General features: G+C 72.0%; 17 protein-coding genes and 1 pseudogene. 8 read left to right on the forward strand and 10 right to left on the reverse strand.

Annotation, left to right across the window (positions count from 1 at the left end; translation table 11 throughout):
* Nucleotides 1-91: 91 nt before the first annotated feature.
* Both ACIBZJ_RS19865 and ACIBZJ_RS19870 read right to left on the reverse strand, forming a co-directional pair.
* A complete protein-coding gene (locus tag ACIBZJ_RS19865) occupies nt 92-2,530 on the reverse strand; it encodes an ABC transporter substrate-binding protein (RefSeq protein ID WP_395931539.1) in 2,439 nt (812 codons plus the stop codon).
* Nucleotides 2,531-2,539: 9 nt separating this feature from the next.
* On the reverse strand, nt 2,540-3,166 hold the full coding sequence (locus ACIBZJ_RS19870) for a TetR/AcrR family transcriptional regulator (protein WP_395931541.1): 627 nt from the start codon (nt 3,164-3,166) through the stop codon (nt 2,540-2,542).
* A gap of 105 nt (nt 3,167-3,271) precedes the next feature.
* Here ACIBZJ_RS19870 and ACIBZJ_RS19875 point away from each other — a divergent pair, with 105 nt between their 5' ends.
* The gene (locus ACIBZJ_RS19875; RefSeq protein WP_395931543.1) at nt 3,272-4,330 is read left to right on the forward strand and encodes an MBL fold metallo-hydrolase; all 1,059 of its coding nucleotides are present in this window, start codon (nt 3,272-3,274) and stop codon (nt 4,328-4,330) included.
* 89 nt (nt 4,331-4,419) lie between these two features.
* Here the strand turns inward: ACIBZJ_RS19875 and ACIBZJ_RS19880 are convergent, their stop codons facing one another.
* The 4 genes and pseudogenes from ACIBZJ_RS19880 to ACIBZJ_RS19895 all read right to left on the reverse strand — a co-directional run bounded on the left by ACIBZJ_RS19880 (nt 4,420) and on the right by ACIBZJ_RS19895 (nt 7,641).
* Entirely contained in the window at nt 4,420-4,596 is a 177-nt protein-coding gene (locus ACIBZJ_RS19880) for a hypothetical protein (RefSeq protein WP_395931545.1), read from the reverse strand.
* 8 nt (nt 4,597-4,604) lie between these two features.
* Complete coding sequence (locus ACIBZJ_RS19885; protein WP_395931547.1) at nt 4,605-5,312, reverse strand: GntR family transcriptional regulator; 708 nt, start codon at nt 5,310-5,312, stop codon at nt 4,605-4,607.
* 46 nt (nt 5,313-5,358) lie between these two features.
* A pseudogene (locus ACIBZJ_RS19890) lies at nt 5,359-6,072 on the reverse strand (aspartate/glutamate racemase family protein); the annotation flags it as partial.
* Between the two features lie 57 nt (nt 6,073-6,129).
* Nucleotides 6,130-7,641, reverse strand: a complete 1,512-nt coding sequence (locus tag ACIBZJ_RS19895) for an NCS1 family nucleobase:cation symporter-1 (protein ID WP_395931549.1) — start codon at nt 7,639-7,641, stop codon at nt 6,130-6,132.
* A gap of 410 nt (nt 7,642-8,051) precedes the next feature.
* Here ACIBZJ_RS19895 and ACIBZJ_RS19900 point away from each other — a divergent pair, with 410 nt between their 5' ends.
* From ACIBZJ_RS19900 to ribA, 5 genes are all read left to right on the forward strand, one after another.
* Entirely contained in the window at nt 8,052-8,603 is a 552-nt protein-coding gene (locus tag ACIBZJ_RS19900) for a sigma-70 family RNA polymerase sigma factor (protein WP_395932283.1), read from the forward strand.
* On the forward strand, nt 8,600-9,304 hold the full coding sequence (locus ACIBZJ_RS19905; protein ID WP_395931551.1) for an anti-sigma factor family protein: 705 nt from the start codon (nt 8,600-8,602) through the stop codon (nt 9,302-9,304). The genes ACIBZJ_RS19900 and ACIBZJ_RS19905 overlap by 4 nt, the downstream gene beginning before the upstream one ends.
* Nucleotides 9,301-10,059 (forward strand): hypothetical protein, encoded by a 759-nt coding sequence (locus ACIBZJ_RS19910; protein ID WP_395931553.1) that lies wholly within the window; start codon nt 9,301-9,303, stop codon nt 10,057-10,059. The genes ACIBZJ_RS19905 and ACIBZJ_RS19910 overlap by 4 nt, the downstream gene beginning before the upstream one ends.
* 68 nt (nt 10,060-10,127) lie before the next feature.
* Nucleotides 10,128-10,898, forward strand: coding sequence for a hypothetical protein (locus ACIBZJ_RS19915; protein WP_395931555.1), 771 nt, complete (start codon nt 10,128-10,130; stop codon nt 10,896-10,898).
* 172 nt (nt 10,899-11,070) lie between these two features.
* Complete coding sequence (gene ribA / locus ACIBZJ_RS19920; RefSeq protein ID WP_395931557.1) at nt 11,071-11,712, forward strand: GTP cyclohydrolase II; 642 nt, start codon at nt 11,071-11,073, stop codon at nt 11,710-11,712.
* 537 nt (nt 11,713-12,249) lie between these two features.
* On the opposite strand, the gene ACIBZJ_RS19925 is transcribed toward ribA, so the two are convergent.
* The gene (locus ACIBZJ_RS19925; RefSeq protein ID WP_395931559.1) at nt 12,250-13,638 is read right to left on the reverse strand and encodes an MFS transporter; all 1,389 of its coding nucleotides are present in this window, start codon (nt 13,636-13,638) and stop codon (nt 12,250-12,252) included.
* A 59-nt stretch (nt 13,639-13,697) separates the two neighbouring features.
* On the opposite strand from ACIBZJ_RS19925, the gene ACIBZJ_RS19930 reads away from it, so the two are divergent.
* Nucleotides 13,698-14,183, forward strand: a complete 486-nt coding sequence (locus ACIBZJ_RS19930; protein ID WP_395931561.1) for a winged helix-turn-helix transcriptional regulator — start codon at nt 13,698-13,700, stop codon at nt 14,181-14,183.
* Here ACIBZJ_RS19930 and ACIBZJ_RS19935 read toward each other — a convergent pair.
* A complete protein-coding gene (locus ACIBZJ_RS19935) occupies nt 14,161-14,691 on the reverse strand; it encodes a BTAD domain-containing putative transcriptional regulator (RefSeq protein ID WP_395931563.1) in 531 nt (176 codons plus the stop codon). The genes ACIBZJ_RS19930 and ACIBZJ_RS19935 overlap by 23 nt on opposite strands.
* Nucleotides 14,692-14,864: 173 nt before the next feature.
* Here ACIBZJ_RS19935 and ACIBZJ_RS19940 point away from each other — a divergent pair, with 173 nt between their 5' ends.
* On the forward strand, nt 14,865-17,657 hold the full coding sequence (locus tag ACIBZJ_RS19940; protein ID WP_395931565.1) for a DUF4062 domain-containing protein: 2,793 nt from the start codon (nt 14,865-14,867) through the stop codon (nt 17,655-17,657).
* Nucleotides 17,658-17,765: 108 nt separating this feature from the next.
* Here ACIBZJ_RS19940 and ACIBZJ_RS19945 read toward each other — a convergent pair whose 3' ends face one another.
* Nucleotides 17,766-18,266 carry a MarR family winged helix-turn-helix transcriptional regulator gene (locus ACIBZJ_RS19945; RefSeq protein WP_395931567.1) on the reverse strand — a complete coding sequence of 167 codons (501 nt, stop codon included), beginning with the start codon at nt 18,264-18,266 and terminating at the stop codon, nt 17,766-17,768.
* A 139-nt stretch (nt 18,267-18,405) separates the two neighbouring features.
* Complete coding sequence (locus ACIBZJ_RS19950; protein ID WP_395931569.1) at nt 18,406-19,827, reverse strand: cation:dicarboxylate symporter family transporter; 1,422 nt, start codon at nt 19,825-19,827, stop codon at nt 18,406-18,408.
* Nucleotides 19,828-20,177 lie beyond the last annotated feature (350 nt).

Here is a 20,177-nt window from a genome sequence, read left to right on the forward strand (position 1 = left end):
GGTCGATCGTGTCGCGGCGAGACAAGCGATGCCGGGTCCGTCGGCCAACACCCGGAATCGGGGTGGTGAACGTTAGGCGAAGCGGACGTGATTACTTGATGCCACGCTCGGCGACGATCGAGGTCGCGGTGAAGCGGTAGGCCCAGATCGTCGGATCCTTGGCCCGGCCGTCGTCGTCGAACGCGAGGTGGCCGGTGAGGCCCTCGTGGTCGTAGCCGTCGACGAAATCCATCATCTGTTCCCGCGAGCCGTTGCCGGCCTCGATCCCGGCCAGGAACACCTGGGCGGCGTCGTAGCCCTCGGCCGAGTAGACGCCGGGGCCGGCGCCGAACATGGCCCGGTAGGCGGTGGTGAACTTCTGGTCGAGGCGCTCGGGAGGCGCGCACGGGCAGAGCGTGATGGTGCCGTCGGCGTACGGCCCGGCGATCCGGAGGAACTGGTCGTCCTTGACGCCGTCGCCGGTGACCAGCGGGGCGGTGACATGTGCCTGCACCAGCGCCTTGCGCAGGCGTCCGGCGTCGTCGTAGTAGCCGCCGAAGAACACGGCGGCGGCGCCGGAGGAGAGGATGCGCCGGGTGACGTCGGCGTAGTTCGTCTGGCCCGGCGTGATCGTCAGGCGGCCGACCATGGCGTCGCCGAGCGCGTCGGCGACGGCCCGGCCCTGCTGGTCGCCGTACTCGGAGCCGTCGTCGAGCACGTAGACGCGCTGGATCTTGAGGATCTCGGTGACGTAGGTCTTGGCGGCGAGTGCGGTGGCGTCGTCGTCGCCGGGGACGCTGTGGAACGCGCGCCAGTGGTTCTTCGACAGCGCGGGGTTCGTGGCCGTGGGCGTGAGGAACGGCAGGCCGGCGGCCTCGAACGTGGCGCCGGTGGCGGCGGTCTCGCCGGAGAACGCCGGGCCGATGACGCCGATCAGGGGCGTGTCGGCGACCAGGCCGGGTGCGAGTTCGACGGCGCGGCCGGCCTCGCCCTGGGTGTCCTTCTTGGTGAGCGTCACCGTGCAGGCGGGGTGCTTGCGGTTGTACTCGGCGACCGCGAGCGTCGCACCGCGGAAACTGTTGATGCCCAGGTCGGGAGCTACGCCGGTGAGTGGGCCGGCCCAGCCGAGGTGACGGCCGCAGACCGGGTTGGTGACGACCGGGGTCGTCTCGTTGCCGGTGGCGGTGTCGTTGTCGCGGCCGTTTTCGAAGTCGGTGATGCGGCTGCGGCCGATGATCAACGCGACGATGACCGCGGCGACGGCGAGGAGGGTCGCGACGACCTGCCACGGTCGCCACGTCGGGTGGCGTGGGGGCGTCGAGGGCGGGGCGGCTGCGGCGATCGGGGAGGCCGGCGGCCGGTGATCGCCGCCGCCGGAGGCCGGGGCGGGGGCGGCTACGGCGGCCGGGGCCTGGGCCTGGGCCTGGGCCGGGGCTGAGGCCGGAGCCGGAGCTGAGGCGGAGGCGGCGTCGACGTACGCCGGGGCGGCCAGGGTGCCCTGGGCTACCACCAGCTCCGGGCTCTCGACGACCGTCGGGCTGATCCCGAGCCGCTGGAACAGCAGCGTCGACGCCAGCGGGATCCGGCTCGACCCTCCGACCAGGAACAACCCGGCGACGTCGGCGGCCGTCACCCCGGCCGCGCGTAACGCGTTCCGGGTCGTGCTCACGGTCCGGTCGAGCAGCGGCCGCGCCAGCCGTTCGATCTGCTCCCGCCCGAGCGGCAGGTCGTCGCCCAGCAACGGCACGTGCACGGTCGCCGACGACGCCCGCGACAGCAGTTCCTTCGCCGTCCGCACGTCGTCCCACAGCAGCCGCGCGGCCCGCCGGTCGGCCGCGTCCTCGGGCCACTCCAGCCGGTGCCAGTGTTCGGCCCCGCGTGGCCCCAGCGCCGCACCGAGATAGCCGAAGATCGCCGCGTCGATGTCCAGGCCGCCGAGATCCCCGAGCCCCTCGGTCGCGGTCGGCGTGAACCCGTCCGGGGTCCGGCGCATCACGGTCGCGTCGAACGTCCCGCCGCCCAGGTCGTACACCACGACGCTCTGCCCGGGCTCCACCGTCACGTCCGGCAGGGCCAGGAACGCGTACGCGGCCGCGACCGGCTCCGGCAACAGCCGCGGCGCGGCGAGCCCGGCCAGCGCCGCCGCCGTGGTCAGCAACCCGAGCCGCCGCGACGCCCAGCTCACCGGGTGCGTGAGCGTCACCGACACCGGCGGACGCCCGGCCACCCGCGTCGCCTCGGCCCGGACGCGCGCCAGCACTGCGGCGATCAGCTGGGTGACCGGCAGCTCGGCGTCCCCCAGAAGGACCGTGCCGTCGTCGATGCGTCGCTTCGGATTCGGTTCGAACCGGTCCGGGCGCGACCGCGCGGCGTGGGCCGCGTCGCGGCCGGTCAGCAACTGACCGCTCGGATCGGCGAAGACCGCGGACACCAGCAACGGCGAGCCGTCGAACAGGAGCGTCTCCGGCGGACCGCCACCCCGGCGCAGCACCGCGACCGTGTTCGACGTGCCGAAGTCGATCCCCAGAGCGGGTCCGGTGGGGTCGGTCATGCGCGCAACCTAGCGCCCGGTCCCTCCGGGCGACGCATCGCGGTAGTAGGCGCCACGCAGCGTCATGTCGACGACGTCGGTGACGTACTGCTCGGCTTGCTCGACCATCTTCGGACGCAGCTCGGCCGGGGTCGCGAGCACGTGCATGAGCACCGCGCCGAACACGCTGTCGATGATCGCCGTGGGATTGGCCTCGGCCGGGAGCGAACCGGCGTCCACGGCGTCCCGGACCAGCTGACGGGTCCGGCGCACCGCGGGCGTGATGACCTCGCGGTGGAACAGCTCGAGCAGTTCCGGGTCCTGCGGCGCCTCGACGTAGAGCCGCAGCAGCGCGTTCCCGCCCGGAGCCAGGTAGCGCTCGAGGCTGCTCAGCGCGGTCCGCAGCAGCGTGTCGCGCAGGCTCAGCCCGTCGACGGACGTCGGCGCCGGTTCGACCCGGGCGATCGCGTCGACCAGCAGTGCCCGGCGGTCCTTCCAGCGGCGGTAGAGCGAGTCGCGGCTGACGTCGGCGGCGCGGGCGACCGCCTCGAAGTTGAATCCGGCCCAGCCGTGGTCGCCGTAGATGGCGAGGGCGGCGGTCGCGATCCGGTTCTCGACCTCGGGATTGCGCGGACGGCCCCGTGCGGTCCTGACCAACGCCACCTCCCCGGCGTTTTGCCGACGATCGTCGTCGGTTAATAATTGCCGACGACGATCGTCGGCATTATCGTCGGAGTGTAGTCGGGCCCGAGGGAGACAGCGGTGGCAGCGAGCGGGATCGTCGTGCTGGGTACCGAGCAGCAGGCGGCCTGGGGGCGCCGGGAGATGCCACCGGTGGAGAAACTCCCCGCCGGGCTCTGGTCGGTGCCGGTGCCGATCCCCGACAACCCGCTGCGGTACACGCTGAGCTACCTCGTTCCGGGTGACACCGGCGTGGTGGTCGTCGATCCGGGCTGGAACGACGACGAGACCTGGGCCGCGCTCGTGTCGGGCCTGGGCACGGCGGGGTTCGCGCTGAGCGACGTGATCGGCGTGGTAGCGACGCACGTCCACCCCGATCACCACGGGCTCTCGATGAAGCTGCGGGCCGAGACCGGCGCGTGGGTGGCGATGCACCCGGCCGAGCGCGACTCGATGCCGCAGCGCTTCGGCATCACGACGGGGGAGCAACGGCACGCCGGGATGTCGCAGATCCTGCGGGTGTCGGGCGCGTCCGAGGACGAGATCGAGGCCCTGCTCGGCGGCGGCGACCCGCGCAGCCAGCCCGACTTCCGGATGGCCGAACCCGACGTGCTGCTCGCGGACGGGGACCTGGTCCCGCTGCCCGGGCGGCGGATCCGTACGGTGTGGACGCCCGGGCACACGCCCGGCCACATCTGCCTGGCCGAAGAGGACGCGAAACTGCTCTTCACCGGCGACCACGTGCTGCCGCGGATCAGCCCGAACATCGGCCTCGGCCCGTCGCAGGACGCGGAGCCGCTCGCCCGGTTCCTGGAGTCGCTGGCGAAAGTCGCCGCGTTCGACGACCACGACGTGCTCCCGGCGCACGAGTACCGGTTCCGCGGGCTGGCCGCGCGCACCGCGGAGCTGATCGCGCACCACGAGGAGCGCTGCCAGGAACTCGTCGCGGTCGTGCGTTCGTCGGGGGAGCCGACGACGTGGGAGATCGCGAAGACGCTGACCTGGTCGCGCCCCTGGGAGGAGATCGGCCGGATGCGGTTCGCCGCGCTCGGCGAGACCTCCGCCCACGTCCAGTACCTGGTCGCCCGCGGCGAGCTCGCCTGGGTCCCGGAGGACGCCCCCCGCGTCCGCGTCGCCTAGGCCGGGCCTCCGCGGTCGGGCGGACGCCCGGACCGAACGAGAGGAGCAGCCGGACCGGGGTCAGGACACGGCCGGGCTGCGCCATTCGATCAGGACCGTGTCGCGCCAGGCACCGTCGCGCCGGCCGATCCGACGAACCGGTGCGACGGCAGGCGGGCCGCCGAGAACGTCTCCGACGACGGCACCGAGGTCTCGAACGTGGCCAGCCCGGTGGCCATCCCCAGCCGGTAGATCTCGAGCACCGCGTCGGCGTGCTCCGAAGCCATCGCGAGGATCACGGGGCCGCGAACAGGCCGGTTTCCGGCGGCAGGTCGGCGATCGAACTCTCCAGGCGCTGGTGATGCGTGGCCGACAGCGCGAGCAGCGCGTCGGCGTCGCGGGCCACGAACGCGGCCAGCATCGCGTGGTGATCCGCGTGCAGCGCGGACCGCTCCTCGACCCCGATGTAGGCCATCGGACGGCACGGCTCGGTGACGTTCCAGGCCGACTCCAGGACGTAACGCAGCCGCTGCATCCCCGACGGAGCCAGCAACGCCATGTGGAAGCGCCGGCTCTCCCGGTGGTAGCCGGCCGAGTCGTCGTCGGTCACCGCCTGCTCCAGCGCGGCCAGTGCCTCCCCGGCCCGGACGTCGTCGCGGGGCCCGGCCAGACCCACGGCGGCCGACAGCGCGGCCGCCTCCAGCACCCGCCGCACCACGTACACCTCGCGGAGCTCGGCCAGCGTGAGCTGGGCGACCGCGTAGCCGCCGCGCGGACGATGGTCGACGAGACCCTCGCCGATGAGCGTCATCAGCGACTCGCGGACCGGGATCAGGCTGATCGCGAACTTCTCGGCGACCTCGCCGACCGCGATCGGCGCTCCCGGCGGCACCTCACCGGCCAGGATCACCCGGCGCAACTCGTTGAGCACCTCGGCCCGGGACGCCCCGGGAATCGGCGCCACCTTGCTCGCGAAGTAGGACGATCGCTTCTTCGGCGCCATGGCCGCCACCTCCCGCAAATACGGTAGGGGCAGACGGTTTCCCACCGATGTCGAACGACCGCAATAGCCCGGTGTAGGCCTTCGGCGGCGGGGGTGCGTACTCCAGCCGCGTGCTGGTCCGCAGCCCGAGCGCGACCAGGCCCTCCACCATCTTCGTGGCCGCCGCGACGCCGTCCACGACCGGGACGCCGACCGCCGCGCTGATCCGCGCGCAAAGGTCCGCCATTCCGGCGCACCCGAGCACGATCACGTCGGCCTCGTCCTCGATCACCGCGCGCCGGCACTCCTCGGTGATCCGCGCCTCGGCGGCCGGCGACTCCAGATCCAGCACCGGGATCTCGCAGGCCCGGACCCGCCGGCACGCGTCCGCCAGACCGAAACGCGACGCGAGCTCCCAGGCGCGCCCGGCCGTCCGGCCCAGCGTCGTGACGACGCTGAACCCGCGGCCGAGCAGGACCGCGGTGCGCATCGCGCCCTCGGCGATGCCGAGGACCGGGCCGGCCGCGAGTTCGCGGGCCGCGTCGACCCCGGGGTCGCCGAAGCACCCGACGACGTACCCGTCGGCCTCTCCGGCCGCGATGACCTGCAGCAGGCCGGGAACGGCGAGCGCCTCGTCGTAGTGGCTCTCGATCGAGGCCGGGCCCATCGGAGACGTCACGGCCTCGATCGTCGTGCCGACCGCCGCGACCGCGGCCGCGCACGTTCCCATCTGCCGGGTCATCGATTCGGTCGTGTTCGGGTTGATGATGCGGATCAACACGAGGGTCTCCCACGACGAAGGCGGCGGAGGCCGTGCGGGCCTCCGCCGCGCCGAGCGTCAGGCGTCCACGGACGCCGGGGCCGAGTGCGGAATCCGCGACTTCAGCCCGATGTAGACCGCGAACGAGATCCCGGCCCCGATGAACCAGCTGAACGCGGCCACGTCGGACGACGCGGTGAACACGACGACCACGCCGATCACCGCGGCGATCGCGGTCGCGAGGATCGCTACCGGGTTGTACCCGCGGACGTAGTGGTACCGGCCGCGCGGGCTCAGCGTGTAGAGCTCGTCGACGACGACCTGCTGCTTCTTCACCAGGTAGTAGTCGGCGATCAGGACGCCGTAGAGCGGGCCGATGAACGCGCCGAGGACGTCCAGGGTGTAGTGGATCGTGTCCGGCGAGTTGTAGAGGTTCCACGGCGTGATCAGCACCGAGCCGACCGCGGCGATCATGCCGCCGGCCCGCCAGCTGATCCGCTGGGGCGAGACGTTCGAGAAGTCGAACGCCGGCGAGACGAAGTTCGCGACGATGTTGATGCCGATCGTGGCGATCATGAACGTCAGCGCGCCCAGCACCACCGCGAACGTGCTGTCGAGACGGGCCACGGTCTCGACCGGGTCGGTGATCAGCTCGCTGAAGACCGGACGGGTCGCCGCCGCGGTCACCACGACGAGGATCGCGAAGACCAGGAAGTTGACCGGGAGCCCGAGGAAGTTGCCTTTCTTGACCGCGCCGAACGTCTTGCCGTAGCGGGCGAAGTCGCCGTAGTTCAGCATGGGGCCGGAGAAGTAGGAAACGACCAGGGCGATCGCGATGATCGTTTCCTGCCAGGCCGGCCAGCCGGTGAGCGTCTCGCCGCTCTCCGACAGGTTGAAGTCGAGATTCGACCATCCGGCCTTCCAGACCAGATATCCCGCCAGCAGGAACATCACCAGATAAACGGCCGGACCGCAGAAGTCGATGAATTTCTTGATCGCTTCCATTCCGCGCCAGAACACGACCGCCTGCAGTACCCACATGACGCCGAACCCGGCCCAGCCCAGCGCGGACAGGCCGAGGAAACCGTGCTGGTCGACGTCGGCCCAGGGCGCGAGCCCGGAGTCCAGCCGGAGTGCGACCACGATCAGCGCGGCCGACGCCAGATACGTCTGGATGCCGTACCAGGCCACCGCGATCAGGCCGCGGATGATCGCCGGGATGTTGGCGCCGAGCACGCCGAACGGGATCCGGGAGGCGACCGGATAGGGCGTTCCGGTGCGCTGCGAGGGTCTGGCGACCAGGTTGCACAGGAAGTACACGATCGTGATGCCGACGAGCAGCGCGATCAGTACCTGCCAGGCGACGAGCCCGAGCGCGAACAGGCTACCCGCGGTGAGATAGCCGCCGACGCTGTGGACGTCGGACATCCAGAACGCGAAGAAGTTGTACGAGGTCCAATTCTGTTTCCTGAGCGGCGCGAGGTCTTCATTGGCCAGCCGGGGGTCGTAGTCCGGTTTGATCAGACTGTCACCGGCCGCGTTGTGGTGCGTCTCCGCGGGTAACGACTCGGTGGCTTTGACTTCGGTCATTTGGCCTCCTCGGTGGGCAAGCCGCAATCGGTTCGTGGTGACGTTAGGGCCGCGAAATTGCGCTTCTATTGCCGTGCGGATATATCTGCCGTTCGCCCGGGTGCGCTGTACACGAATGGGGCGCGCGTGACGCCGGTGGTGTGTTCCGCTCCGGTCCGGGCCACGGCCGGCCGTGAACCTTCTTCCGGCGGCACCCGTGTCAGCGTGGGATCCACCCAGCATGAGGGGCCACCGTGACCGTACTGACCCTGACGCCCGGCACGTTCCGGGCGGACCGCCGAATCGAGCTCGGCACCGTCCCACGCGTGCCACCGAAACGTCAGGCCGCACCGGCCTACGGGCAGCCGGGCAGCGCGGTGCCCTACAGTCAGGGTCTGTCTCGCGACGCGGTGCCACGAGGGGAGCGGCGGATGGTCCGAAGCGCTGGTCAGCGACCCGGCCCGGCTGGGAACGAAGCGCTGATCCGGTCGCTGTTCGCCGAGCACGGACGCGCGTTACTGGCCTACGTCACCCGCCTGACCGAAGACCGATCACTGGCCGAGGACATCGTCCAGGAGACGATCCTCCGGGCCTGGCGAAATCCCGACGTGATGGTGAACGGCAAAGGCTCGGTGCGGGGCTGGCTGCTCACGGTGGCCCGCAACATCGTCATCGACCACACGCGCGCCCGGGCGGCCCGGCCCACCGAGGTTCCCGAGGTGCCCTACAAGCCGCCGGTTGCCCGCGACCACGCCGATCACGTCGTCAACCAGATGGTCGTGATGGACGCGCTGGAGCAGCTGCCGGCCGAGCACCGTGACGTCCTCATCCAGATCTACCTGCGGGGCCGCACCATCAAGGAGGCGGCCGACGCGCTCGGAGTTCCGGTCGGGACCGTGAAGAGCAGAACGTTCTACGCGCTGAGAACCTTGCGCGATTCGTTCGGCGGGCGCGACGCGGGCCTGGGGATGGTGACCCGATGACCGCGCCGCACGGACACGTCGACATCGCCGGCTACCTGTTCGGCCTGCTCGACCCGGCCGACTACCGCCGGGTCGAGGAACACCTCGCGACCTGCCCCGCCTGCCGCCACGAGGTCACGATCCTGCGCGAGATCGAGGACGCGCTGGACGAGGTCCCGCCGGAGCTGTTCATGGACGGCCCGGATCCGGAGGCCGACCTGCTGCTGCAGCGCACGCTGCGGGCGGCCCGGGAAGAGTCCGCGGCCAAGCCCGGCCGGGGCCGGTTTCTGATCGCCGGGGCCGCCGCCGTGGTCGCGCTCGCCCTCGGAATCGGTGGCGGCGTCATCGTCGGACGCTCGGGCGAGCAGCAGCCATTGGCGGCCGGACCGTCGGCCTCGGCCACCGTGCCCGGCAGCCGGACGGTCAGCGCCACCGACCCGTCGACCGGGGCGCACCTGACCGCGACCATGGTGCCCGCCGCCGGCTGGGTGCACGTGAACGCGGTGATCAAGGGCATCAAGGCCGGCGAAGAGTGCCGGATGGTCGTGCACGGCAAGGACGACGTCGACGAAGACGCGGGCAGCTGGGTGATCTCGGAGAAGGCGGCCAACGCCACGAACGGCTGGATGGTCACCGGTAACGCCGCGATCGGGCCCGACAACGTCGAGTCGATCGAGATCGTCACCACCGCGGGCCGTCATCTGGTTACTGTCGAGATGTGATCCCGGACGAACCGGCGGACGATGGGCGAGACCGGACTTTGCTCAGCCTGGGCCTGGTCTTCCTCGCGTTCGTGGTCGTCGCGGCGTCCTGCGTTGGTGGCGTCGCCGGGCTGAAGCGGCTCTACGGCCGTCCGCCCGCGCCGGAGATCGACAGTGCCGGGCTGGTAGCGGCCCGGGCGGACGCCGCGCGCCGGGTCGCCGAGGTGGTCGGCGGGATCGCGCCGGCCGGGACCTCGGCGGTCGAGTCGGCCCAGGTCGACGCGTGCTTCCGCGGCTCGCGGGAGTTCATGCGGTGGGACCGATTCTCCTGGCGGTGCTCGAGCAGGCACATGTCGGTGCGATCGGTCGCGCTCACGAGCATGCCGGGGGCGATCCGCGCGGCCCAGGCCGAGCTCGTCGGTGCCGGGTGGCACAAGGAGTACGACTACCTCAACCAGGGCCTGACCGATCGCGTGCTGGCCGACCCGACCGTGACACCCGGCCCGTCGTCGTCACCGACCGACGGAGCGCTGGCCGGCACCGTGCAGGCGGCGGGCTACTCGCTCGGCGGCACCCAGGTGACGCTCGGCTTCGGACGGCCGTCGCCGGGCTTCGTCCAGGACTGTCTGCTGTTCCAGCAGGTTCAGCTCGGATCGTCGACGCAGCCGTACTGGATCGAGCGCGGTGCGGTGCTGCGCGGCGGGCCACTCCAGGCCGTCGGCCCGCGGACGCTGCTCCTCACCGTCACCGCCCAGCGCACGTGGTTCAGTCGCTGACGTGTCCGGACGCCCGGCCGGGTGGCCGCGTGCCGACGCGGTGGTGGCGGGTCAGTAGGGTCGGACCGATGTCCGAAACCACGCCGGTCGACGAGGCCTTCGAGGCGCCCGAGGCCCCCGAGGGCGCGCTGGAAGACGTCCTGCTCGGCGACGAGGCGGTTCCGGCCGTCCGGCGGCGCAAACGGACGATCGTGCTGCTCGTGGCCGCGTTCGTCGTGCTCGTGGCCGGCTGCCTGGTCGGCTCGGTCGTGGTCACCGGCGTCGTCCACCGCGACCCGCCGCCCGACCTGCGGAGCGACGCGCTGGCCGACGCGTTCGACGGCGCGGCGGAGCAGACCGCCGCCGCGGCCGCGGTCGTCCGGCAACGCGACACCGTCGCGGTCGGCACCGCGCAGGACGCGACCTGCTACAAGGGCTCGCACTGGAGCACCTCACCAGACGACTTCGACTGGCTCTGCGCGACCAGGCAGACCGAGGTGCTCGCGATCGCGCAGACCGGCCTCGAGCAGGCGGTGAGCGCGGCTCAGGACCAGCTCGTGCGGGCGGGCTGGACGGTGGCGTCCGACCGGGTCGCCGCCGGCCGGTCGAGGCCGTTCGCGGAGAACGCCGCCGCCTACGACAAGGACGGCACCCGGGTCACGCTGAGCTTCGGCCGGGCCGCTCCCGACAGCGTCTCCGCGGCCGTGCGCCTGCAGTACGTCGACGTCGGCACGGCGTCGAAGCGTCATTGGGATCTCGCGTCGAGCACGCTGGAGGAGTCGCGGCTGGCCGGCGCAGCGACCCGCCCCGCCGACGCACTGATCGTCGTCACCGCCCAACGCACCTGGTTCCGCAACTAGACCCGAGGCAGGCTGGGGGCATGAGACCGCACCCGACCCGCCGCCCATCCGAGCAGGAAACGGATGAACCCTTTTTCGTCGCGCGACGTGCTCACCTGGTGAACTTCTGTCGCACCCACGCGGTGATTCCTGCCGAGCCCTCCCTGGACCCGACAGCCGAAGGTGGTGACCGATGACCACGACCGCTCCGGCGACCGTCCGTGTCCTCGCACGAGCCACGCTCCCGACCCGCCACGGGGTCTTCGACGCCGTGTGCTTCTCCGGCAGCGACGACGTCGAGCACTTAGCGTTGTCGATGACGACGCCGCCGGCCGGTCCACCCGGCGGTGAACCACCGATCGTGCGGGTGCACTCGGAATGCCTGACCGGCGAGGCCCTCGGCTCCCAGCGCTGCGACTGCGGCCCCCAGCTCGACACCGCGCTGCGGATGGTCGCCGAGACCGGCCGCGGCATGGTGCTCTACCTGCGCGGACACGAGGGGCGGGGCATCGGCCTGGCCCAGAAGATCCGGGCGTACGCGCTGCAGGAGGCCGGTCTCGACACGGTCGAGGCGAACCTCGAGCTCGGCGAGCCGGTCGACCGGCGCAGCTACGGTCCGGCGGCGGCCTACCTCCGCCAGATCGGCGTCGACTCGATCCGGCTGCTGACCAACAACCCCGACAAGGTGGCCGCCCTGCGCGCCGCCGGGGTGCAGGTCTCCGAGGTGCTGGCGATGCCGGCCGCGGCGGTGCCGGCCAACGAGGTGTACCTGACCACGAAGTCCGAGCGGATGGGCCACCGCGGCCTCCGTCCCGGCGACGAGGCGCTGAGCTAGACCCGAGCGGGGCGTGGCGAGGGCCACGCCCCGCTCGCGGTTCTCTTCACTTGCTCCCGGGGGCCGGCTCGATCGGCGAGGCGAGGTCCGAGAGGCGCTCGAAGTCGGCCACACGCCTCCGGATCTCAGCGTCGGTGAGGTCCCGGCCGCGGTCGAACCTGCCCGGCGCCGCGACGGCCAGGCGCCACGACTGTTGCCGGCAGGTAGGACGAGCGCTCGTTGCCGGAGGTCTGAAGACAGCGCCTCGAGGAGCGTCGCGCGCGGCTCGCGACGGTCTCGAGCCGATCCCGTTCACGGGGTCCTACCTGCTCGGGTTCGCCGCCGTGCTCGCGTTCCTCATGCTGTCGGGAATCGTGGCGTTCGCCCGCGCCGACCACTGGCCTCGCGGTGCGGATGCTCGGCCCGGGACCGCGCGGCGACTACGAGCGGCGGATCGCCGAACTGTCGGTGGCCCGCACCGAGGCCGTGACGGCGGTGGACGGCGAACGGCGTCGGATCGAGAGGGACCTGCACGACGGCGTCCTTGGCGGAGGGCGGCTACAGCCGGCGGGTGCTCGCCGTGCTGCGGTATCTCAGCGCCTGACTCGGCGCGGCCGGGTTGAGGCCGAGTGCGGCGACGGCGGCCACCACCGCGATGGCGGCGATCACCGCCCAGGCGCGGCGGAACGCCTCGGGCTCGCTGGTCGTGAGCACCGCGACCAGCACGCTCACGCCGAGCACGGTGCCGACCTGCCGGCTCATGTTGACCACCGCGCTCCCGGTCGCCGACCGGGCCGGTGGCAGCGACGCGGTCGCGGTGGCCAGGATCGTCGGCAGCGTCAGCCCGACCCCCACACCGCCGAGCAGCCAGCCCGGCAGGATCTCGGTGGCGTAGGCCGGCGTCGGGCCGACCGACGTCAGCATCAGGACGCTGCCCGCCGCCCACAGGAGGCAGCCGGTCGCGGCCAGCCACCCGGCCGGAACCCGGCGGATCAGCGCGGCGCCGCCGAGCGCGAAGATCGGCACCATCAGCGGCCCGGGAGCGACCGCCAGACCGGTTCTGACCGCGGAGTAGCCCCAGACCTCCTGCAGCCAGAGGATCCCGGCGAGCAGGCCGGCCGCGAACGCGGCGCTGAAGATCCAGACGGCGACGTTGGCCCAGGCGAACGTCCGGGCCCGGAACAGTGCCAGGTCGATCAGCGGGGACGGATGGCGCGCGGTGTTCAGCGCGAACCCGGCGAGCGCGGCCGCGGCGACCACCAGCGAAGCGACCACTCCACTGCTTCCCCAGCCCCAGTCGTTGCCCTCGACCAGCGCCAGTGCCAGCGCGCCGATTCCCACCGTGAGCGCGGCGGCGCCGACCAGATCGAGGTCGGTGGCCGGGTCGGGCACCCGGTAGTCGGGCACCGCGCGCAGGGCCGCGATCACGAGCACGACACCGGTCGGCACGTTGATCAGGAAGATCCAGCGCCAGGACAGTTCGACGAGCAGCCCGCCGACCACCGGGCCGATCGCGGCGGCGGCCGCGTTCGTCGCGGCCCAGATGCGGACCGAGAGGGCGCGGCGGGCGGCCGGCACCGCGTGCAGCAGCAGGCCCATGCTCGTCGGCGTGAGCGCGGCCGCGCCCACCGCCTGCACCAGCCGGAACGCCACCAGGACGCCGACCGAAGGCGCCGCCGCGCAGGCCGCGCTGGCCGCGGTGAACACCACCAGCCCGGCGACGAACGCCCGGCGGTTGCCGACCCGGTCGGCCAGCCGCCCGATCGGGATGAGCAGGGCCGCGTAGACGATCGCGTATCCGTTCAGGATCCAGCTCAGGTCGCCGAGCGTGTGGCCCGGGAAGCTCGCACCGATGTCGGCGAACGCGACGTTGACGACGAACAGGTCGAGACCCGCCAGAAAGGGCGCGCCGCACAGGATCGCGAGCACCTGGCTTGACTTCTGCATAGCCAGGGACGCTACGGGGCTGGCTACGGTCGTGTCCAGTCAGGGGTACCGTTGTCCACATGCCGATGCGACTCGAGGGCCCGCTGGCCGACCGGTCCGGCTGGCAGGCCGACGCGTGCTCGGTCGGGAAGGCGATGGACGTCGTCGGGACGAGGTCGGCGATGCTGCTGATCCGGGAGGCGTTTTACGGCACGACGCGGTTCGACGACTTCGCCCGGCGCGTGGGCATCACCGACGCGATCGCCGCCGCCCGGCTGAAAGAGCTGGTCAGCGCCGGGATCTTCAGCAAGCGGCCGTACCGCGAGCCGGGGCAGCGCACCCGGAACGAATACGTGCTGACGCCGATGGGGCAGGACCTGCTACCCGCGGTGCTCGCGCTGATGCAATGGGGAGACCGGTACCTGCAGGAGAACGGCGAAGGCCCGCTCGACGTCGTGTACGGCAGCAGCGGCGAGCGGGTCGAGGTGACGGCCCGCACGCACGACGGCACCGCCCTCGACGCGGACAGCCTCCACGTCCGCGTCAATCACCGGCGACCTCGGTAGCCGCCGGGGCCGCGGGCGGGCTCGCTACCGCCTCGCGGAGCGTCTTGCGGTGCCAGAGCACCAGCTCCGGGCCCGGGTTGATGCCCAGCTCCGCCACCAGCTGCTGCCGGTGGTTGTCGTACCGGGCCAGTGCCTCGTCGACCGGCTCCAGCCGCAGCAGTTCGAGCAGCACCTCCTCGTCGCGGGGCAGCTCGTCGGCGAGCGCGCACAGCAACGGCAGCGCCGGACCGGACTCGCCCAGCCGGGCGAGCGCCAGCGCCCGTGCCCGCACCAGCACCCGGTGAACCCCCGCGGCCTCGCCCGGCTCCGGCGAGCCGGGCTGGGCCTCCGACGGCGAGCCGGGCTGGGCCTCCCGCGGCGAGCCGGGCCGGGCCTCCGGCGGCGGGCCCGACTCCCATAGCTCCAGGCCGGCCTCGGCCGCGGCCAGCGCCGCCGAAGGGTTGCCCTCCGCGGCCGCGAGGTCGGCCGCGTCTACCAGCTCGTGCAGCCGGGCCAGGTCAATCGTCACGTCAAAAGCCTAGGGCCTGGTTCAAGGGCCGGCACCGCCGGCCGGACACGCCCACGGCGGCCTGAACCCGGGAAACAGACCCTGTTCACACCGGTGGCGGGGAATCACGGGGTACGTGGACTGAACCCTGTCGCCGGGATTCCGTAGGCTGGCTCTCGACGCGGGAGGGGTCGGTGCGGGTCTTCGTCAGCAGCACGTCCGAGGAGTCGGCGCAATATCGGCGGGCCGCTCTCGCGGTCTGCCGCCGTCTCGGCGGCGATCCGGTCGACGCCGAGCTCACTCCCGACCCCGCGGAACGGCGGGCCGCCCTGCAGAGTTGCGATCTCCTGATCTTGCTGGTCGGCGCGGAGTTCGGCGCGGGCCCGGAGGGAACGCACGCGTCGTACCTCGAGCTCGAGTACGAGTGGGCGGCCGCCCGGGCCCGCCCGCGGATCCTGCCGTTCGCCGTCGGCGAGTCCGCCCGCGACAGCGACGTCGGCCGTTTCGCGATCGTGCTGCGCACCCGGCACGGCCTCACCGAGGCGCCCACCGTCCCGAAGTTCCGGGCCGCGCTGCTGCGCTCGCTCGCTCCCTACGCCGGGGATCCGCTCCCCGAGCCCGTCGTCCCGGCCCCGCCGGCGTTCCACGCGGTCCCGCCGTACGCGGGCAGCGCGCCGTTCACCGGCCGGACCGACGCGCTGGCGACGCTCGACGTCTGGGGACGTTCGTCCGACCCGGTGCTCGTCGTCGAATCGATCGGCGGCATCGGCAAGAGTGCGCTGACCTGGCACTGGGCTCAGAACCGCGCACCCGAGGTGATCGAGGGCCTGCAGGGCCGCTTCTGGTGGAGCTTCTACGGCGGCTCGGCGTCGATCGTCCGGTTCCTGCGCGAGGCGCTGGTCTACCTCTCCGGGCGCTCGCGGGACGACGTCGGCCGCCTGGGCCGCACCGAGCTCACCGACGCCGTGCTCACCGCGTTAGGGGAGAAGCCCTACCTGATCGTGCTCGACGGGTTCGAGCGTCTGCTCACCGCCTACCACCGCTTCGACCCTTCGAAGCTGCGCGACGAGGACGTCGAATCCGCCCGCCGGTCGCTGATCGAGCCGCACGCCGACGAGGTGATCCGTGCGCTCTGCTCGGCCGGCCCGTCGAAGGTGCTGATGAGCACCCGGCTGATGCCCGACGTCGTCGCGGGCCGGTTCGGCCGCCGGGCCGACGGCATCGCCCACCTGCGCCTCCCCGGTCTGACCGACGACGACACGGCCGCGCTGCTCGACCGGCTGGGCCTGGAAGAGACGGGCGACGCCCGGGAGTTCTTCCGCGGCCTCGACAACCACCCGCTGCTGGTCGGCATCGTCGCCGGGCTGGCGCGCGAACACCCGGGCGGCCTCGACGGCTGGCTCGCCGACCCGGACGGCGGCGCCGGTCTCCGCCCGGACGACAAGGCCGACGCCGGTCTCGGCCCCGACGTGGGCCTGGCCCGGCGTCGCGCCCGGCTGCTCGACGCGGCGCTCGCGGCCGCCCCCGGCCCGCACCGCCAGTTGCTCGGCTGGATCTCGGTGCTACCGGGCGCCGTCGACTGGCCGACGATGGAGGCGATCAACCCGTTCCGGGCCGAGAACGCCCGCGACTGGGACACCCCCGGCGACGAGGCCGACGCCCGCCTCGACGTCGCGCTGACCGACCTGGAAGAGCGCGGCCTGCTCTGGTGGGACCGCGCCGACAACACCTACGACCTGCACCCGATCGTCCGCGCCTACGTGCACGACACGCTGGAGGCACCCGACAGGGTCGCGGCCAACGAGCGGATCCGCGACCACTTCCAGGCCCTGCCCCAGGAAGATCCGGCCGCGGCCACCAGCGTCGAAGACCTCCGGCAGACGCTGACGCTGTTCTACGCGCTGGTCGGGGCCGGTCAGATCGCCGAGGCCGGCACGGTCTGGACCCGTGGCCTGGGCGACCCGCTGCTGATGAACCTCGGTGCGGCCACCACGGTCGTCGAGCTGCTCTCGCCGCTGGCCGCGGACGGCAGCCGCGCGGTCCGCGCCGACCTCGCGATCGCGTACTTCCTGCTCGGCCAGTACACCGTGGCCGGCGCGCAAGACACCAGCCTGCTCGCCGACGCGCTGCTGGCCCGCAACCCCGAGGCGGTGGCCCGTAGCCTCGCCCGGCTCGCCGTCGACCAGGCGGCAGCGGGATCCGAGCTCGTCGCCGCGCGTCTGCTGGAGCTGTACGCCGAGGTCCGGGACGCCGGGGGAGCCGGTAGCGCGAAGTCGGATCCCTGGTTGCTCGGCGAGCGCGGCATCGCCGCGATCCGCTGCGGCCGCTACGACGAGGGCCTGGGGCTGCTCGACGAGGCCGACAAGGCCGCTGCTGCGCAGCGGTACTACCTCGATCCGGGGTCCGAGGGGTACTGGCGCTGCGTGGCCGCGTTCGCGGTCGGCTCGCTCACCGACGAGCAGCTGGACGCGGCCGAGGCGCGGTCCGGCGAGTGGCGGCACCGCCGCCGGGTGACCCAGCTGCGGGCCGAGTGGCTCCTGAGGTCCGGTCGTTATGCGGACGCTCTGCAGGCGGACGCCGCCGTCGAACGCTTCGATCGGGACGCCGGGCGGGAGACGACGCCGGCGACGAGCGCGTACCTGCTGGCCCGCCTCGGGCGTCGCGAGGAGGCGGAAGAGGCCGTGACCGACGCGCTCGAGCGGCTCGCCGGGTTGCACGCGTCCGCGCGTCCGCACGGCCGGGTCGGGCGGGCGCTGCTCGCGCTCGATCGCCGCACCGAGGCCGCCGACCAGGCCTGGCTGGCCTACCGTCAGGCCTGGCGCGACGGGCCGCCGATGGCCGACGACCTGGCCCTGCGTGATGCCAGGGAGCTGCTCGAGGAACTCGGTGAACCGGAGCCGGAGCTGAGCCCGACCGACCCGGCGTCGGTACGGGTGCCGCTGGAGAAAGAGGTCTCGGCGTTCGTCCGGTACCTGGAGGAGCGCTGACCGATCTGATCGACGAGCCCCCAGCTCAGCGCCGTGGGAGCGTCGATCCGCCGGCAGCTCGATGCCCCGCGACGGCGGTCAGCACGTCCAGATCGCGGACACCGATGATCAGGGGTTCCTCCGGCGGGCTCGGGGAGCGGCCGACCGGGGCGGATCGGCACGCAGGTGGTCGCGGACCTTGGTGAGCGCCTCGCCGAGCGCGGTGATCTCCCGGCGGCTGAGCGGGTCGATCAGCAGCCGCCGCACGACGCCGATGTGGCCGGAGAGCACGTCCTCGATGCGCTGCCGCCCCTCGGCGGTCAGGCTGAGCGTCGTGCTGCGCTCGTCCTCCGGCGACGGCGTGCGCACGACCAGACCGGCCTTCTCCAGCAGGCCCGCCTGGTAGGTGAGCCCACTGCGGCTCACGACCAGGTCGTCGGCCAGATCGGTCATCCGCAGCCGCCCGCCGGGCGCCTCCCGCAGCGTCATCAAGACCTTGAATTGGACGTTGGTGAGCCCGCCGTCCGTCCGTAGCTGTTGATCGACCGCGTGTTGCACCAGGCTGCTGACTTCCATCAGCGCGAAGAAGGCCCCGAGCTCGGTGGCGTCGAGGCGCTCGGGATCCGTCACGGACACGGATTGTACTTGCTTCGAATTCGAAGCGTGGTGCGGTCGGGCGGTGCATTGACATCGAAGCGGTCGGCCGGCCGATGACGGCCGTTCGATCCGCCGGCGGCTGACCGGGGCGGCGCCGGCGGATCGAGTCGCTTTACCGGTCGGCGGTCGCCAGCTCGCGCTTCTCCGGTGCTCCGTGGTCGTTGTCGAGCATCGTGGCCTCGTCGAACGGGGCCTCGCCCGCCATCACCCGCAGCGCCTGCTCCCGGTCGAACCCGCCGGTCCACACACCGATCAGGATCGTCGCGACCGAGTTGCCGGCGAAGTTCGTCAGGGCCCGGGCCTCGGACATGAACCGGTCGATGCCGACGATCAGCCCGACGCCGTCGACCAGCGCCGGTTTGTGGGCCTGCAGGCTGCCGGCGAGGGTGGCCAGCCCGGCGCCGGTGACCCCGGCCGCCCCCTTGGACGCGATCATCATGAACAGCAGCAACCCGAGCTGCTCGCCGATCGACATCGGCTGGCCCATCGCGTCGGCGACGAACAGCGACGCCATCGTCAGGTAGATCGCGGTGCCGTCCAGGTTGAACGAGTACCCGGTCGGCACGACGATGCCGACCGTGCCCCGGTCGACCCCGAAGTGCTGCATCTTCGCGATCAGCCGCGGCAGCGCCGACTCCGAGGACGACGTCGAGAGGATCAGCAGGAACTCGCGGGCCAGGTATTTGAACAGCGACCAGATACCGATCCGCGCCACCGTCCAGAGCAACAGGCCCAGGATCAGGAACACGAAGATGATGCAGGTGACGTAGAAGCCGAGCATCACCTGGAGCAGCGCGGTCAGCGCCTTCCACCCGGTCTGGCCGACCACCGCGGCGATCGCGCCGAACGCACCGATCGGGGCGACCCACATGATCATGCTCAGGATCCGGAACACCAGCTTCTGGAAGTAGCCGATGCCCGTCACGATCTTCTGACCGGTCTCGCCCATCGCCTGGACGGCGAACCCGGTGAGCAGCGCGACCAGCAGCGCCTGCAGCACGACGCCCTCGGTCAGCGAAGACACCAGCGTCGTCGGGATGATCCCGAGCAGGAACGTGACGGTGTCGCCCTCACCCTGCTCGACGTACTTCTGGACGCTGTCCGCGTTCGCGGCCGACAGGTCCAGCCCCGAGCCCGGGTGGATGAGGTTGCCGACCACCAGGCCGATGGCCAGCGCGAACGTCGACATGATCAGGAAGTAGACGATCGTGAGGCCGCCGACCTTGCCGACCTTCGCGGCGCTGCGGATCGAGCCGATGCCGAGCACGATCGTGCAGAAGATGACCGGCGCGATCATCATCTTGATCAGGTTGACGAAGCCGTCACCGAGCGGCTTCAGCGCGACGCCCCAGTCCGGCTTGATCAGCCCGACGGCGGCTCCGAGCACGACCGCGGCGATGACCGCGAGGTAGAGCAGGTGGGTCCGGTCGCGCCGGGGCACGGGCGGGGTGGGGTCCGCGGGCCCGGAATCCACCGGCGGGAGGTCCGTGGGCGGAGGACCGTCGTTGCCCGGCGGGGCAGAGGTGGTCGACATGGGACGCCTTCTTTCTGCGCAACGTCAGTGGCGGCATAACGAGACGATGGCGCTCAATATCGCGTCCCCCGTGACCCCGGTCACTGTTCTGTACATTGCGTTCTCCCCGCCGAGCAGATTCGCTACTCGCCTTCGGCGGAACCCGCGGCGAGCCTCGACGTGGCGAGAGCGGCACTCCCCGTAACGGCGGGATAACAAGTCCGTCCGAGACTGTGGCCGCGTGGCTCCGGCTGGGAGGGTGTGCACCACCATCCGGGAGGAAGGGGCTCATCATGACGGCACTGAGCACGGCGCGTCGTTTCGGCCGAAGGATCGTGGTGGTCGGGGCAGTAGCGGTAGTCGCTGTAGCA

Origin of the sequence: Cryptosporangium sp. NPDC051539, from assembly GCF_044454545.1 — a bacterium.
GTDB lineage: Bacteria > Actinomycetota > Actinomycetes > Mycobacteriales > Cryptosporangiaceae > Cryptosporangium.

What these genes read in the sequence shown, in the direction of transcription:
- ACIBZJ_RS19865 (WP_395931539.1), bottom strand. Translation starts at nt 2,530, where the DNA reads ATGACCGACCCCACCGGACCCGCTCTGGGGATCGACTTCGGCACGTCG.
- ACIBZJ_RS19880 (WP_395931545.1), bottom strand. Translation starts at nt 4,596, where the DNA reads ATGGCTTCGGAGCACGCCGACGCGGTGCTCGAGATCTACCGGCTGGGG.
- ACIBZJ_RS19885 (WP_395931547.1), bottom strand. Translation starts at nt 5,312, where the DNA reads ATGGCGCCGAAGAAGCGATCGTCCTACTTCGCGAGCAAGGTGGCGCCG.
- ACIBZJ_RS19895 (WP_395931549.1), bottom strand. Translation starts at nt 7,641, where the DNA reads ATGACCGAAGTCAAAGCCACCGAGTCGTTACCCGCGGAGACGCACCAC.
- ACIBZJ_RS19900 (WP_395932283.1), top strand. Translation starts at nt 8,052, where the DNA reads ATGGTCCGAAGCGCTGGTCAGCGACCCGGCCCGGCTGGGAACGAAGCG.
- ACIBZJ_RS19905 (WP_395931551.1), top strand. Translation starts at nt 8,600, where the DNA reads ATGACCGCGCCGCACGGACACGTCGACATCGCCGGCTACCTGTTCGGC.
- ACIBZJ_RS19915 (WP_395931555.1), top strand. Translation starts at nt 10,128, where the DNA reads ATGTCCGAAACCACGCCGGTCGACGAGGCCTTCGAGGCGCCCGAGGCC.
- ribA (WP_395931557.1), top strand. Translation starts at nt 11,071, where the DNA reads ATGACCACGACCGCTCCGGCGACCGTCCGTGTCCTCGCACGAGCCACG.
- ACIBZJ_RS19925 (WP_395931559.1), bottom strand. Translation starts at nt 13,638, where the DNA reads ATGCAGAAGTCAAGCCAGGTGCTCGCGATCCTGTGCGGCGCGCCCTTT.
- ACIBZJ_RS19930 (WP_395931561.1), top strand. Translation starts at nt 13,698, where the DNA reads ATGCCGATGCGACTCGAGGGCCCGCTGGCCGACCGGTCCGGCTGGCAG.
- ACIBZJ_RS19950 (WP_395931569.1), bottom strand. Translation starts at nt 19,827, where the DNA reads ATGTCGACCACCTCTGCCCCGCCGGGCAACGACGGTCCTCCGCCCACG.